Origin of the sequence: Faecalibacterium longum (genome assembly GCF_040094125.1) — a bacterium.
Classification (GTDB): domain Bacteria; phylum Bacillota; class Clostridia; order Oscillospirales; family Ruminococcaceae; genus Faecalibacterium; species Faecalibacterium longum.
The window spans coordinates 1-14,164 of the sequence record NZ_JBBNIH010000131.1; the positions used below are offsets into that span (position 1 = coordinate 1).

Sequence of the window (14,164 nt, forward strand, 5' to 3'; positions counted from 1 at the left end):
TAGGGCTTGCGTTCCACCTCTCGTGTTCGGATGCTGCCGATTACGATGTGGACATGGATATTTCCCGAATGGTTGTGCCCATCGGGGTGAGTGCAGACGATGGCGGGATGACCGGGGAAGTTTTCTTCGCAGAATTTCAGGCCAAGTGCCTGTGCCTTTTCCATGGTCAAGCCGTTGTCGGCTGCATCTCTTGGGTCAAAGCTGATGATATACTGGTGGCTTTTAATATCACCATGCTGGGTGTTCTTGCCATACTTGCGGTTTGCCAGCAGACAGGCCGTTGCAAATGAGAAATCACCGCACTCAAGGGTGTCGAGCAGGTAGGATTCCCGCAGCTTCGGCTTGCCCTGTTCATCCAGAAGCTGCTTTCCGGTGAACTCATCGTGTTGGTAGATCAGGTACGCTTCAATGGCGGTGTAGTCCGAGTTCTTAGAGGCGATATGCTTGAGCGTTGCCATACAGTTCACCCAGAACTTTCTCGGCGTGCAGCCGAAATGCGGTCAGGTCTGCAAGTTCTTCAAGGAGTTTCGCCCGCAGCTGTTCAGTGTCTGCGCCGCCGGAGTTGAAGTGTCGTGCGAGTTGGTTCAAATTTCCGCCCACCCTGCTGCACTGGGCAAGCAGGGTGGAAACGGCAGTCAGGGTTTCTTCTCCGCCGCCGGTAACGACAACAGTGCGCTCGATCTTCGCACTGTGCAGCGCACGGCGGATGAGGGTGGACAGGGAGAGATGAAGGAGTTTTGCTGTGCATTGGAGTTCCATCTTTTCAGTTTCCGTCACTCGGAACTTGATGATGTGCGTTTTGTTGTTCGGCGTGTCGTGGCGGTGGGTCGTGCTGGGATTCGCTTTGACATTCGTTTTGTTCATTGAACCTCCTGTCTGTTCGATAACTCCTCGGTGAAGTTATGTAAGCACGACACGCCGTTCTTTCGCACCGCAAGGTGCGAATATGAGCAGGGTTTGGGGCAGGCACGCCCCAACAAGATCACTTCGGAAATGCAGACGCATTGCAGAAGTGAAGTCCCGGTGGAACACAAGATTTTCAAGAATTGAAAATTTGTGGCCACAGGACGGTTCTTGCCCTCTACCGCTGCGCTCAAAACCGTTTCTGGGTAATTGTTTCCGAATTGTTAAGACGCAAAAAATAAGTAGCGGGGCTCTGCTCATGTGATGGGATCGCCGTTTGACCCGAACGAAGTTCCTGCCCCTGTTTATGCAGCGGCGTTGTCCGGCTCGCTCACGGAAAGTGTGAGGTCATGGCACGGTATCACGTTCGGACGGCTTATGAAGGATTCAAGGTACAGTATGAAGAAAGCTGGGCGCAGTGCGGACACTACGTTCTGCTTCTTTCAAGCACAAAAATAACGCTTTGAGGCTGTGCTGCCAACAACCGAAAGAGAATTTCGGAGAATTGTACAACCACATAAGATTTTATTTGTGAAAAAGAAAAATACCGCCCACGCAGCGCAGCGATGGATTTTGTCGGGGGAATCGGCGGCAAAATGAATCGGGTGTGTTGCGGGGCGGTAAATTCTTCGTGGACTTTTCCTCACGGAAGTGGTGGGTCTCACGGTGATAACCAACCACTTTCTGTGGCTGTGTTCAAAATGAACACGACCACATCTTGTGGATGAATTTGAACCAATCCACAAAATCAATGGGATTTACAAGAAAAATACCACGGCATGTAAAATGCGTCAAGAGGGTTTTGAAAAATTTATTGAAGTGAAGCAAGAAAAGTATGACACATCTTGTAGCTTTGGGAAAAAATACGCTATGTGAATCAGAACAAACCCCATTTTCTGTCTGCGGTAGATCTTTCTATTGCCGGCAGCAACAGGATGTTGCATTTTTGACCATTGTCTAACAATCGATGCAAAAAAATGCAGGGAAAAAACCCCTCAGATGGTTAGGCAAAACAAATTCACGAAGTAAAAATAGCACTCCCACCGGGCGTTGTCAAGCAGAGACAGACAAGTTTACAGGGGCGAATTTTTTTCGATGCGGGAAACGTTTTGCTTCCTCTATGCCGCAGGGGAGGCTCCAATAACGAAATCTTTTTCAAAATCTCCGAAAATGGCTAAACTCCTTGACAGAGGAGACGGCAGGGCGTATTATTTTGGCAGAAGGACCGCTGAGAAGCGGCTTTTTATAAGACCAAAAGTTAGTTCCACCTAACTCTAAACTCTGCCCTATACGAAGAAATATATCTCTTCTATTTACAGGTGGAAAATAAATAGAGAAGGAGCGTATCAGGATGAAGATCTACTATTTTGGTGCAGAGGATGCCCCGGTGCTGTTGCTGCTGCCGGGCACCTGTTGCCATTGGAAAAGCAATTTCGGTGCCGTGATCCCGCTTCTGGCTGACAGCTTCCGGGTGCTGTGCGTCAGCTACGATGGCTTTGATGAGACTGAACAGACCGAATTTCCCACCATGCTGGAGGAGACCGAAAAGATCGAGGCCTACCTCAAGACCCACTGCGGCGGTCACATCCGGGCGGCCTACGGCTGCTCTCTGGGCGGCTCGTTTGTGGGGCTGCTGGCGGCACGGCAGAACATCCACATGGACTGTGGCATTCTGGGCAGCTCCGATCTGGATCAGGCATCGCCGCTGGCGGCAAGATTGCAGACTGATTTTCTGCTGCCATTGATCTACCCTGTGGTGCGGGACGGAAAGATTAAGGCGAAATTTCTCCAAGAACGTCTGGACAAGTGTGCTAAAGAGCCGGGGGATTATGTCAAAGCCTTTCTGAAAATGTTTGGCGATGCCCGCCCTTATGTGACCATGCAGAGCTGTAAAAATCAGTTCTACTCCGATCTTATCACTCCGCTGCCGGATAAGATCCATGTGCCCGGTACCGAGATCCATATCTTTTACGCCCTGAAGATGGGCAAAAAATACCGTGTCCGGTATCAGCAGCATTTTGCACATCCTGTTCTCCATGAGCAGAACTTGCAGCACGAGGAATTGCTGGCCTGTCATCCGGTGCAGTGGGCGCATCTGGTAAAAAGCATTGCATTGTGAACGGTAAAACGTATCTGGAGCAAGCAGGATTTTGTAAGATCCAGAACCACAAAAATAAAAAGGGCTGGCTGTGCATCACAGCACAGAAATGAGGTGTAATCATGTCGAAAAAAGCAACGGAATTTCAAAGAAAAGCAATGAGCTGGATGTACCGGGGCAAGGAAATCTTCAAGCCTTTGAACACCGGCTGGATCGACGAGAATGTTGCCTGCGTACGCGAATGGGTGGCGAACATCTTCTTCTACCGCAAAGGCGATACGACCATTATGGTCGATGCGGGATATAACTACGACCGCCTTGCCGAAAAAATGGGCTGGCTTGGGATTGATCCGAAGTCGATACACCATATCCTCATCACCCATCAGGACACCGACCATGTGGGTGCGGTGGAAGCAGACAGTCCGGGGCTGTTCCGGAATGCGAATCTGTACATCGGCGAGATCGAGAACCGGTATCTCACCGGCGAGGTGCGGCGAAAAGTCATCTATCATCTCTATAAATTGCCGCAGGTCACGATCAACAACGAAAAGGTACTGCTGCACGATGGGCAGGTACTTGACATTGACGGCGTCAGAATCGAGTGTTTTCTGGTTCCCGGTCATACATGGGGACATATGGTCTACCTCATTGACGATAAGTACCTTTTTACCGGCGACACGCTGTGGTTTGGCGCGGACGGCGGCTACAGCTTCATTTCCTCGCTGGCGGAGGACAATAAGCTGGCTGTGCAGTCACTGGCGGAGCTGGAGCGGAAACTGCGCGCACGTGGGCTGCATCCATATTTCATCACCGGTCACACGGGATGGACGGACAATTTTGCCTTTGCGTTTGCCCACAAAGGCAAGCACTGTTCACCATTCAAAAAACGAGTACACGACCCATCGGCACCCTATGATGCCTACGACGAATCGGACGACACCGAAGAAAATGCAAAGAGCGGCTTTCTGAAAGGCGTGGGAAGATGAAGGACAGCGAATTACAAATTGACCGTAGCTGCCATGTGCTATATTCCAAACCCTGCAAAAAGGAAATTCTGGCGAAAATCACTCTGCACTATCCGGAGGTGGAGCGCGAGGCTGTCTGGGGGCAGGTGCAGCTGAGATACGCAGAGCTTCTTTCCAAGTGGCGCACCGACCTCGGCGGTAAAAAGAATTTTCACAACGGCGTAGGCGGCACCTACGACTGCATCGCCATCATGTGCTTTTACGATGTGTGCCGGGATGTGGTCACATTCCGCGAAATGGAAGAGATAGAAGAAAATCTGATCCTGCCGTCCTTCCGGAAGCTGCGATTCGTTGACATCAACAAGCCATTCTGGAAAAAGCTGATGTATCGGGCATTCAGCACCGCCCAAAAGCACTGTGACACATGGCATGATTACGAGATGGATGTTACGCCTTACGAAAACAGCAAGCCCATCTATTATGAATTTACGGCGTGTCCGGCGGCGGAATTTGCCAAGCGGTTCGGATTTGCGGACATTATGCCCGCCCTGTGCAATGTGGACTATGCGTCCATGGAACTGCTCCATGCCAAGCTCGTGCGGACGACCACCTGCGTGGACGGCTGCCGATGCGACTATACCATCTGCGGCGACAAGGATCCGTACTTAAAGGAGCATCCAGAATACCGGGATGAAAACGGATACAGGAGGAACAGGGAATGCTCTTACAGGTGATTCTGGAAGGTCTTGGGTTGGGAGTTCTGCTGGTTCTGATCTGCGCTGCGGGCATCCGTAAGGGGGCTGTTGGGATGGTGCATCTTTACAGCCCGGCGGTGCAGCAGCGGTGCGTGAAACTGGGACTTACAACACACGAGAAAATCAAGCGCAATTCTCTACTTTTTAAAGCCGTCTGCGTCCCCGGCTATATCAGCTATGTGCTGGTCTGTGTCTATGGGATAAACGGTGCGCGCAGCTTTGCGGCGGGCTTCTGGCAGTTACTCGTTATCTTGTCCGTTATGAATCTCATGGACCGCCTGTTGGTTGACGGCTATTGGGTGGGGCACACGAACGCATGGACGATCCCCGGAACAGAAGATCTGAAGCCGTACATCACCGCAAAAGACAAGCAGAAAAAGTGGCTGTTCGGCACGGTGGGCATGGCAGTCATATCGGCGGTGCTGGCGGCAATGATGACAGTACAGTAATCGGAAAGACCCTTCCGTCAGCGGCTTTTTCCGGTTTCTCGCCAAGGTCGGGGACAACGGGATGAAAATGCAGATCGTGAGGATCGGATTTGGAGGCAAGCTATGAAAATTCTGGTATATGGTGCAGGCGTTCTGGGGTGCAATTTAGCAAGAAATCTGCTGCGCGCCGGAAAGGATGTCACTCTGCTGGCGCGGGGAAACTGGGCTGCGGAGATCAAGCAGAACGGCCTGCGGATCAAGGACAAATTTTCGCTCCGCACTTCGGTCAGCCGCATTCCGGTGGTGACGGAACTTGCACCGGATGCAATGTAAGATGTGATCTTTGTGGTCCTGCGCTATACACAGCTGGATTCCGTTCTGGACACGCTGCGGGCGAACCGGACGAAGAACGTCGTTTTTGTGGGGAACAATGTGCAGGCGAGGGCGCTGGCGGCGGCACTGCCGGAAAAGAACGTCCTGTTTTCCTTTGCGCTTTCTGCCGGGCATCGGGAGGCTGACCGGGTGGTCTCCATCGACCTGAAAAAGATCACCATCGGACAGCTGCCGGATGCAACCTCCAATAAACAGTTGATCGGGCGCATCTTCTATGGCACGAAATATAAGGTTGTTTACGAGCCGAACATGGAGGACTATCTGCTCTGCCATGCCGCGTTTGTGATGCCTGCGGCTTTTGCTTGCTATAAGACAGACGGCGACCTGAAAAAGCTCAGGGGAGATACTGCATACCTGAACCGTCTGCTGGATGCAAACATCGAGGGATACCGCGCCATCAGAAATGCCGGGCACGCCATTCTGCCCAAGGAGGATGCGGATTTTGAAGGGGAAAAGTACCGCAAGACCTGCCTGCGCTTTTTCAAGCTGATGTGTGCCACTTCGCTGGGGAAACTCTGCGCCTCCGACCACGCCATGAACGCCATCGACGAAATGAACGCACTGAACCGGGATCTCAAAAAGTTTTTCGATGCGAACGGCGCAGCCTACCCGGTGTGGCAGGCACTGGAAGCGGAAGCTGGGAGGTATCTGCAATGAAGTATGCCGGAATGCCTTTTGGAATGTGGGTGCTGTTTGCTGGCTCCTTTCAAAAGCAGCTGACCGCTGTGCTGGGCTATGATGCAGCCACCGCAAGAGCCATCACGAAAAAGGCAAAGTCGCAATACCGGCAGATCATCCGCAGGCTGCCGGAGTTTGAAAAAGCGGACCGCTTCAAGATGAACATCGTCAACTGCGCAATGCTCGGCGCGTTCATCCTCTCCATGCCGCAACGTCCGGAGGTGGACAGGCTGACGGATTACTACGCAAAGTCCATGATGACAAAGCCCATGCAGTGGTTCTGCCGCAAGAGCGGAAAAAGCAAGTTTACCCCCAAAGATATTTCCGGCATGAAGGCGACCGCCACCTTGAAAGCCGCCGACCGCAACCCATATTCGTGGAACATGGAGTTTTACGAATATCCCGACGGCAGCGGCTACGAGGGACGCTTCACCAAATGCGGCATCTGTGTGCTGATGAAGGAGCTGGGGCTGTACGACCTGACCCCTGCCCTGTGCCATCTGGACTACACCATGAGCGAAGCAGGCGGTGTGACAAATTTTGTGCGGCAGTACACCCTTGCCTCCGGCGGACCCTACTGCGACTGCGGGTACAAAAAGAAGGGGTAACGGACGATGAAGAGGAAGGAAACCTATCTTTCCCGTGATTTCCGGGAGACTGTGGCACTGCGCTTTCCCGCGCAGGCAAAGGAACTGAACACCGCTTTCGATATGCGCCTGAGTGCGCTGCTGGCTGAAAATGCAGATGCAAGCAAGGAAAAGCAATACCACCTCAAGCGGCAAATCTTACCGGGCATTGCGGCCTACGAGACCTTGCAGCGGGTCATGCCGAAAGAGGAGGCACTGCAAACCGTTCACGGCTATGTGGAGCGGCTGGCGAGAACGAGCCACAAACAGCTTGCCGCCCTGCTGCACATACCGGGGCTTTACCGCCTTGTTCCCGGCGTTTTCGTCAAATCCACCCGGAGTGTTTTCGGCCCGGCGGCGGGCTTTGCCCCAAAAGAACTGCAGACCGGCAACGGCGTCTGGCGTGTGGATATGATGGAGTGTCCCTATCACGACACCTGCACAGAATACGGCTGCCCGGAGCTGTGCCGCTGCTTTTGCGACAGCGACGACATCAGCTATACCGGGCTGCATCCGAAGCTGATCTGGGAGAGAACCATGACGCTGGGGCGTGGAAATGACCGCTGCGATTTTTGCATGAAGGTCAGATAATAGCGGGGAGGCATATTGGCATGGAGATCAAACGATTCGGCAATATAGAGGGAAAGACCATGATGCTGCTGCACGGAAATCTTATGTGCTGGCGGCAGTTTGAGGATCTGATCCCGCTGCTGGAAAGGAAATTCTGCGTGTATGCCGTCAGCTTCGATGGCTTTGACGGAACAGGCAAAACAACCTACACGACCGCCCAGAATCAGGCGGACAAGTTGGCCGGTTATATTGAGAAAGAGCTTGACGGACGGCTGGATCTGCTTTTTGCAGAGTCGCTGGGCTGCGGACCGGCTGTTTTTCTGAAGGCTTCCCCAACCGTTCAGATCGATCGGATGATCCTCAGCGGGCCGGAGTATCTGGATTTCGGAGTGCTGAATCGACTGATTTTGAAGGTCATGCCGCAAAAGCAATATCGAACGGCACACGAAAAGTACATGCCTGCATGGGCGCTGCGCTTTATGGGGCAGACGGAGCAGGGAATGCAGACTATGCTCCGCCGTATCCCGGATCATATCAGCTTGGAATCCGTCCGGGCCACTTGGGAGGCAGGACTTTATCTCTATCGAACGGACTTTTTGGTACAGCCCGATGCAAAGGTCGCCTGTTGGTACGGAGAAAAAGAAGGGCACATGAAAAAGGCCATCCAGCGGCTGCGGACGGCATATCCGAGCCTGATCGTCCGCTGCTTCACCGGTTTCGGCCATGGCGATATCATCAATCATCCAGCGCTGCTTGCGTCGGAGCTGGAACGCTTTTGGCTATTATGATTACGAACAGGAAGCGAAGAAAATGAAGAAAGCAGAAACAAAGCAGTTTATCCGCTGGTGCATCGCGGCTGCGGTGTATGAGAAAAAGCACTCTGCGCACCTCGCAGGATGACAGCGATTGCTGAATTGTCTGTGTTTTTTGCAGAAAGTGCATCCATAGCTTCCGGTGTGTATATATGCTGAAGGATTACTCGCCTTTCAGAGCAAATGATTTTGAATATCTGCGGGGGAGGATACTGATCCTTCTCCCGGAAAATGACATTTTCAAAAAAGAAAATCAGAAACGGTTCGCAGATCTGTTCCGGAAACTGGATGCAGAGATCCGCACGGTTCCGGGCGGTCATGTGAGCTTCATTGTTCAGGCGGAACGGTATCTTGATTTGATGGAAACATTTTTGCAGAGAAATGGAATTTGACAGTTCACGTCTGCGAATCAGTAAGAAAAATCGAATCTTAAGGAAAAGAGAATGGCTATATATAAATCATTTTTTGATTTTCCCCCGGAGCAAACTGCTTCCACGGCGATGCCCCGCACCGTCGTGTTCTCCAACGGAACGGGGAGCGGGAGTATGACCATCTGTCCACTGTTTTCGGGGGCAGAACTGTACTACAACGATATGCATCTTGTTTCCTTTGACGAGACTCCCGCACCAGCGCGGAATGTGATCGAGGTCAACCACTGCCGCGTTGGGCGTTACGAGTGCAGTTTTGGGGCAAATAGCTGCTGCTATCTGGCAGCAGGGGATTTTGCGGTGTGTGCAGCAGCGCGCAAGAAATCCTCCTCCTGCTTCCCATTGCGGCACTATCACGGCATTACCATTCTGCTGGATCTGGATGCGATCTCGCCGGAAATGCGGAAACAAATGGAATGGTACGGCGTAGACCTTGATGTCATACGGCGGTACATCTGCACGGAAAACCGCTGCTGTATCCTGCGGTCAGAACCGACCATTGCCCATATTTTTTCAGAGCTTTACACAGCGCATTCTGTGCCGGACACCGGCTATCTTCGGCTGAAAGTGCTGGAGTTGCTGCATATTCTGACCCGGCTGAAAAACAGGGAAGATGTGCAGCAGACAGAGTATTTCAATCAGCATCAGGTGGAGTGTGTGAAGCAGGCTGCGGCTCTTCTCACGCAGGAACTGACAGTTCACCGTACAATCGAACAGCTTGCACAGGAGGTCGGCCTTTCGCCTACGGCATTAAAAAGCTGTTTCAAAGGCATTTACGGAAGCTCGGTCTATGCGTATCAGAAAGAGTACCGGCTGCAGCTGGCACAGAAGCTACTACTCGAAACCGATTGCACGGTTGCTGAAATCGCCCATCGGGTCGGGTACGAAAATCCGAATAAGTTTTCTTCTGCATTTCGGGAAGCAGCCGGCATGACGCCTACGGAGTATCGGAAGATGCGTCCGATTGGATAGATTCTGTCGATTTGGTTCTTGCGCAGAAAGTCCGGTTCCAGTAAAATCAGTATCGTGATTAGCTGAAGCTAACCCCGATATTCTGATTTTGTGGAGGAAATTGATAATGCGTTTGATGAAAAGAATTCTGAGTGCAGCTGCTGCGCTAGCTCTGTCTGCTTCTCTTCTGGTTGGCTGCAGCAGCGGCACGGCGAGCTCTGTTCCCGTTTCTGCAAGTTCTGCCGCAGAAAGCACTGTTTCTTCCGTAGAAGAGACCGCCTCTTCTGCTGTGGATGAAAACGAAGCTGCCGCTGCACAGCTGCTGAACGACCTAACAGGCAGCTATCAGGAACTGTGGCCGGTGATTCTGGCGGACGAATATAAGCAGACATGGCTGGATGATTGTACCGCTCTCGTGGGCGAGGACAATGCCGAAGCTGCTTTTGAGAAGCTGTCCTCTATGGTGACAGGTGATGTTTACGGCGAAGATGCAGTCAAAGCGTATGCCAACGGCGGCGGAGCCTATTTCTGCGGCTTTACCAATAGCCTTGCGACCTTGACCTTCGATGGTGAAACTTCTACCATTTCCGGCACCGATAAGGACGGCAATGTGCTGTTCTCCCATACCTATCACTACATTGGCATGGAGCCTGTGCATGGACTGTATGAGTTTGAAAGTGATGATGCCGATTCCGGCGAGTTCACCTACTTTTTCCTCGCGCCAGACACCAGTGCGGAAACCTACCACATTGAGTTTCGCTATGGTTCGGATGCAGAAGCTCTGAGCCAGTACGATGCAGGCGAATATGCTTACTGGGTGGCATCTGGCATTTCTACGGATTGCGACCAGACTATGATCGACAACTGCATTGAGCTGTTCTGTACTGAAAATCTAGCAGGTTAATGCGCAGAATGTGCTGTGGAGCAAAAACGCCACGGCACATTTTTGCATAAAAATTATTTGAAGGAGGTCTTTCCGTGAAAAAACAGTCCGATCTTTCCCGGCTGATGGGCTACGCCGGGAACTACCGATATTTCACCTACGCTTCGTGGGTGCTGTCTGCGGTCAGCGCGCTGGTGGCACTGGTGCCCTTTGTGTACATCTGGAAGATCCTGCGGGATGTGCTGAACGCCGCGCCGGACTATGCGCAGGCGGTGAACATCCCCCATTACGGCTGGATGGCAGTGCTGTTTGCGGTGCTGGCTTACCTCATTTACATTGCGGCACTGATGTGCTCCCATCTGTCGGCGTTCCGAGTGGCGACCAATCTGCGGCTGGAGGTTTCCGAACACCTTGCCACACTGCCGCTGGGCTTTACGGAGACGTTTGGCAGCGGTAAGCTGCGCAAGATCATCCACGAGAGTACTGGCGCAGCGGAGACATTTCTCGCCCATCAGCTGCCGGACAAATATAATGCAATGGCAACACCCATAGGTCTGTTGGTTCTTTTGCTTGTGTTCGACTGGCGGCTGGGTCTGCTGAGCCTTGCGCCGGTGGTGCTGGCTTTTCTCATTATGACGACCATGACTGGCAAGCGGATGGCTGAAAAAATGCGGCAGTACGGCAACGCCTTGGAGGCTATGTCCAATGAGGCCGTGGAGTACGTCCGGGGTATCCCGGTGGTCAAGACCTTCGGGCAGTCGGTGTTTTCCTTCAAAAAGTTCAAGGCCGCCATTGATGAGTACGAAAAGTGGGTCGTCTCCTACACCAAAGATCTGCGACTGCCCATGATGTTCTATACCGCCGCCGTCAACGGGGTGTTCGCCTTTTTGATCGCGGGCGGGCTGCTGTTCACGACCCACGGCGTCACCCCGGAGTTTCTGCTGAACCTGCTGTTCTATATCATCATCACGCCGGTGATCTCCCTGACTCTGACCCGTATGATGTATATGAGCGAGAACAAGATGGTGGTGGCGGATGCGCTGGCACGCATCGACTCGGTGCTGGAGGCGGCGCCCATGCAGGTGCAGGCTGTTCCGCAGTACCCGAAGGATTCCTCTGTCACGTTGCAGGATGTACATTTCAGCTATGACGGAGAAACCGAGGTCATCAAGGGCGTTTCGCTGGAGATTCAGCCGGGACATACCGTGGCTTTTGTAGGCCCCTCCGGCGGCGGCAAATCCACGCTGGCAAACCTTGTCTGCCGGTTCTTTGATGTGCAGAGCGGCAGCATCCGGGTGGGCGGAGCGGATGTGCGGGCTATCCCCAAGGAAGAGTTGATGGACACCATCTCCTTTGTATTCCAGAACAGCCGCCTGCTCAAGGGTAGCATTCTGGACAACGTCCGTCTGGGTAGGCCACAGGCCACCGAAGCCGAGGTGCTGGCGGCGCTGAAAGCTGCACAGTGCATGGATATCGTGGAGAAGTTCCCGGCGGGCATCCACACGGTCATCGGCACCAAGGGCGTGTATCTTTCCGGTGGCGAGCAGCAGCGCATTGCCATTGCCCGCGCCATGCTGAAAAATGTGCCCATCCTGATCCTGGACGAGGCCACCGCCTTTGCCGACCCGGACAATGAAGCAAAGGTGCAGGCAGCCTTTGCCCAGCTTGCCAAGGGCAAAACGGTGCTGATGATCGCGCACCGCCTGTCCACAGTCGCCAACGCCGACTGCATCTATGTGGTGCAGGATGGGCAGATCGCAGAATCCGGCACAAAGGATGAGCTGTGTGCACAGAACGGTCTGTTTGCCCGGATGTGGCAGGAGTATCAGGCGTCGGTGCAGTGGAAGGTCGCAAAGGAGGGGTAAGGAATGATCGAAAAAATTCAACACGCCACAGCCAGCTCCCCGGAGGGCGCAAAGGGGCTTGTGAAGGGCGTTCTGGCCTGTGCGTTCCAGAACATGGCGTTCATGCTGCCCACCGGGCTGTTGTATCTTTTGGTAAAAGACCTGCTGGCAGGCTCCACGAGCGGGAGAAGCACCTTCTATCTGCTGGGGTGCCTTGCCTGCTTTGCACTGATTTTACTGACCACATGGTTCCAGTACAACGGCACCTATTTTACCACCTATAAAGAGAGCGGCACCCGCCGCCTGACCCTTGCGGAGCGGCTGCGGAAGCTGCCCCTGTCCTTTTTTGGCAAGCGGGACCTTGCCGACCTGACAAGCACCATCATGGCGGACTGTGAGGTGTTGGAAAAGGACTGCTCCCACTTCATCCCCGGTCTGTTCGGTTCCCTCATTTCCACGGTGCTCATTGCCCTGAGCCTGTTTGCATTTGAGTGGCGGATGGCACTGGCGGCACTGTGGGTCATTCCGGTATCCGCTGCCATCGTGGTGGGCAGCTATCGGGTACAGGATAAGGTGCAGGCCAGGACCATGGCTGCGAAAATGGCCTGTGCGGACGGCATTCAGGAGTACATCGAGACCCTCCGGGACCTGAAAGCCAGCAATGCGGAGCAGTGGTATCTGTCTGGCCTTTCCGACAAAATTCGGGCAGTGGAAAAGCAGTCTATTGTGGCAGAGCTGGAAACAGCGCTGTTTGTGTCCTCCGCCGGCATGGTGCTCAAGCTGGGCATTGCATCGGTGGCGCTCACCGGTTCGGTGCTGCTGGTGCAGGGCGGCATCGACGTGCTGACCCTGTTTCTGTTCCTGATGGCGGCATCCCGGATGTACGACCCCATGCAGGGGGCTTTGCAGAATCTGGCGGCGGTCATTGCCATGCGCACCAATGTAGGACGCATGAATGAGATCTTGGACGCTCCCTTGCAGACCGGCAGCGAGCAGCTGACCAATCAGGGCTGCGATATCGTGTTCGACCATGTGGGCTTTGCCTATAACTCCGGTGAAACGGTGCTGCGGGATGTCTCCTTTACCGCGAAGCAGGGCGAGGTCACGGCACTGGTAGGCCCCTCCGGCGGCGGCAAGACTACCGTTTCCCGACTGGCGGCACGGTTCTGGGACTACCAGAAGGGCAGCATCACTGTGGGTGGCATGGAGGTTTCCCGAATCGACCCGGAAAAGCTCATGAGCCTGTATTCCATCGTCTTTCAGGATGTGACCCTGTTTGACAACACGATCCTCGAAAACATCCGTCTGGGGCGCAAGGGGGCCACCGACGAGGAGGTTCTGGCGGCGGCAAAGCTGGCAAACTGCGAGGAATTTGCCGAGAAGCTGCCGGACAAGTGGAACACCAATATCGGCGAGAATGGCTGCGCTCTTTCCGGCGGCGAGCGTCAGCGCATTTCCATCGCCCGTGCTTTTCTGAAGGATGCTCCCATCATCCTGCTGGACGAGGCCACCGCCAGCTTGGATGTGGAAAACGAAACTGCCATTCAGGAGGCTCTATCCCGGCTCATAAAAAACAAAACCGTCCTCATCATCGCCCACCGGATGCGGACCGTGGCCGGTGCGGACCAGGTGGTGGTGCTGTCGGGCGGCATCGTGGCCGAGCAGGGCAGCCCGGCAGAGCTGTACGCCCGGAAGGGACTGTATGCCCACATGGTGGATCTGCAATCGGCAAGCCAGAATTGGACGATCTGAGAATGAGGGCGGCTTTTATTTTGGAAAAAGTCTTGCATTCAGTTAAAAACTGTGGCATATACATTATACGAAACACTG

General features: G+C 53.6%; 16 protein-coding genes and 1 pseudogene. 15 read left to right on the top strand and 2 right to left on the bottom strand.

All coding sequences use genetic code 11. The annotated features are described in order from the left end of the window. Positions 1 to 458, bottom strand: a 458-nt coding sequence (locus AAAU26_RS06840) for a relaxase/mobilization nuclease domain-containing protein (protein ID WP_349180976.1), incomplete at its 3' end; no start/stop codon positions are given. Further along, positions 430 to 864: a plasmid mobilization protein gene (locus AAAU26_RS06845; RefSeq protein WP_227619259.1), complete on the bottom strand. Its 435-nt coding sequence runs from the start codon at positions 862 to 864 to the stop codon at positions 430 to 432. The genes AAAU26_RS06840 and AAAU26_RS06845, both read right to left, overlap by 29 nt. 759 nt (positions 865 to 1,623) lie before the next feature. Between AAAU26_RS06845 and AAAU26_RS06850 the strand changes: the two genes are divergently transcribed. The 15 genes and pseudogenes from AAAU26_RS06850 (at position 1,624) to AAAU26_RS06920 (ending at position 14,086) form a co-directional block, all read left to right on the top strand. Next, the gene (locus AAAU26_RS06850; RefSeq protein ID WP_217212173.1) at positions 1,624 to 1,779 is read left to right on the top strand and encodes a hypothetical protein; all 156 of its coding nucleotides are present in this window, start codon (positions 1,624 to 1,626) and stop codon (positions 1,777 to 1,779) included. A 475-nt stretch (positions 1,780 to 2,254) separates the two neighbouring features. Beyond that, positions 2,255 to 3,022, top strand: a complete 768-nt coding sequence (locus AAAU26_RS06855) for an alpha/beta fold hydrolase (RefSeq protein ID WP_217212171.1) — start codon at positions 2,255 to 2,257, stop codon at positions 3,020 to 3,022. A 101-nt stretch (positions 3,023 to 3,123) separates the two neighbouring features. Next, the gene (locus AAAU26_RS06860; protein WP_217212169.1) at positions 3,124 to 3,987 is read left to right on the top strand and encodes an MBL fold metallo-hydrolase; all 864 of its coding nucleotides are present in this window, start codon (positions 3,124 to 3,126) and stop codon (positions 3,985 to 3,987) included. Beyond that, positions 3,984 to 4,700, top strand: coding sequence for an L-2-amino-thiazoline-4-carboxylic acid hydrolase (locus AAAU26_RS06865; RefSeq protein WP_217212167.1), 717 nt, complete (start codon positions 3,984 to 3,986; stop codon positions 4,698 to 4,700). The genes AAAU26_RS06860 and AAAU26_RS06865 overlap by 4 nt, the downstream gene beginning before the upstream one ends. Next, positions 4,685 to 5,170, top strand: a complete 486-nt coding sequence (locus AAAU26_RS06870) for a hypothetical protein (RefSeq protein ID WP_217212165.1) — start codon at positions 4,685 to 4,687, stop codon at positions 5,168 to 5,170. The genes AAAU26_RS06865 and AAAU26_RS06870 overlap by 16 nt, the downstream gene beginning before the upstream one ends. After that, positions 5,163 to 5,276 (top strand): annotated as a pseudogene (locus AAAU26_RS06875) (class I SAM-dependent methyltransferase); the annotation flags it as partial. The gene AAAU26_RS06870 and the pseudogene AAAU26_RS06875, both read left to right, overlap by 8 nt. Beyond that, a complete protein-coding gene (locus tag AAAU26_RS06880) occupies positions 5,273 to 5,482 on the top strand; it encodes a ketopantoate reductase family protein (protein WP_227619260.1) in 210 nt (69 codons plus the stop codon). The pseudogene AAAU26_RS06875 and the gene AAAU26_RS06880, both read left to right, overlap by 4 nt. Before the next feature lie 3 nt (positions 5,483 to 5,485). Then, a complete protein-coding gene (locus AAAU26_RS06885) occupies positions 5,486 to 6,199 on the top strand; it encodes a ketopantoate reductase family protein (protein WP_227619261.1) in 714 nt (237 codons plus the stop codon). Then, complete coding sequence (locus tag AAAU26_RS06890; RefSeq protein WP_158394986.1) at positions 6,196 to 6,828, top strand: L-2-amino-thiazoline-4-carboxylic acid hydrolase; 633 nt, start codon at positions 6,196 to 6,198, stop codon at positions 6,826 to 6,828. Before AAAU26_RS06885 ends, AAAU26_RS06890 begins: the two co-directional genes overlap by 4 nt. Positions 6,829 to 6,834: 6 nt before the next feature. Next, positions 6,835 to 7,437 carry an L-2-amino-thiazoline-4-carboxylic acid hydrolase gene (locus AAAU26_RS06895; protein ID WP_217212163.1) on the top strand — a complete coding sequence of 201 codons (603 nt, stop codon included), beginning with the start codon at positions 6,835 to 6,837 and terminating at the stop codon, positions 7,435 to 7,437. A 20-nt stretch (positions 7,438 to 7,457) separates the two neighbouring features. Further along, positions 7,458 to 8,204, top strand: coding sequence for an alpha/beta fold hydrolase (locus AAAU26_RS06900; protein WP_217212161.1), 747 nt, complete (start codon positions 7,458 to 7,460; stop codon positions 8,202 to 8,204). A 467-nt stretch (positions 8,205 to 8,671) separates the two neighbouring features. Beyond that, positions 8,672 to 9,628: a helix-turn-helix domain-containing protein gene (locus AAAU26_RS06905; protein WP_217212157.1), complete on the top strand. Its 957-nt coding sequence runs from the start codon at positions 8,672 to 8,674 to the stop codon at positions 9,626 to 9,628. Between the two features lie 106 nt (positions 9,629 to 9,734). Then, a complete protein-coding gene (locus tag AAAU26_RS06910; protein ID WP_227619262.1) occupies positions 9,735 to 10,511 on the top strand; it encodes a hypothetical protein in 777 nt (258 codons plus the stop codon). 74 nt (positions 10,512 to 10,585) lie between these two features. Next, positions 10,586 to 12,355, top strand: a complete 1,770-nt coding sequence (locus AAAU26_RS06915) for an ABC transporter ATP-binding protein (RefSeq protein ID WP_227619263.1) — start codon at positions 10,586 to 10,588, stop codon at positions 12,353 to 12,355. Positions 12,356 to 12,358: 3 nt separating this feature from the next. Continuing rightward, positions 12,359 to 14,086 (top strand): ABC transporter ATP-binding protein, encoded by a 1,728-nt coding sequence (locus AAAU26_RS06920; protein ID WP_227619264.1) that lies wholly within the window; start codon positions 12,359 to 12,361, stop codon positions 14,084 to 14,086. Positions 14,087 to 14,164: the final 78 nt, after the last annotated feature.

Bases quoted from the DNA above. Each gene is read 5' to 3' on its own strand.
- AAAU26_RS06910 (WP_227619262.1), top strand. From the start codon at position 9,735: ATGCGTTTGATGAAAAGAATTCTGAGTGCAGCTGCTGCGCTAGCTCTG.
- AAAU26_RS06900 (WP_217212161.1), top strand. From the start codon at position 7,458: ATGGAGATCAAACGATTCGGCAATATAGAGGGAAAGACCATGATGCTG.
- AAAU26_RS06895 (WP_217212163.1), top strand. From the start codon at position 6,835: ATGAAGAGGAAGGAAACCTATCTTTCCCGTGATTTCCGGGAGACTGTG.
- AAAU26_RS06905 (WP_217212157.1), top strand. From the start codon at position 8,672: ATGGCTATATATAAATCATTTTTTGATTTTCCCCCGGAGCAAACTGCT.
- AAAU26_RS06855 (WP_217212171.1), top strand. From the start codon at position 2,255: ATGAAGATCTACTATTTTGGTGCAGAGGATGCCCCGGTGCTGTTGCTG.
- AAAU26_RS06865 (WP_217212167.1), top strand. From the start codon at position 3,984: ATGAAGGACAGCGAATTACAAATTGACCGTAGCTGCCATGTGCTATAT.
- AAAU26_RS06920 (WP_227619264.1), top strand. From the start codon at position 12,359: ATGATCGAAAAAATTCAACACGCCACAGCCAGCTCCCCGGAGGGCGCA.
- AAAU26_RS06860 (WP_217212169.1), top strand. From the start codon at position 3,124: ATGTCGAAAAAAGCAACGGAATTTCAAAGAAAAGCAATGAGCTGGATG.
- AAAU26_RS06845 (WP_227619259.1), bottom strand. From the start codon at position 864: ATGAACAAAACGAATGTCAAAGCGAATCCCAGCACGACCCACCGCCAC.
- AAAU26_RS06880 (WP_227619260.1), top strand. From the start codon at position 5,273: ATGAAAATTCTGGTATATGGTGCAGGCGTTCTGGGGTGCAATTTAGCA.
- AAAU26_RS06870 (WP_217212165.1), top strand. From the start codon at position 4,685: ATGCTCTTACAGGTGATTCTGGAAGGTCTTGGGTTGGGAGTTCTGCTG.
- AAAU26_RS06890 (WP_158394986.1), top strand. From the start codon at position 6,196: ATGAAGTATGCCGGAATGCCTTTTGGAATGTGGGTGCTGTTTGCTGGC.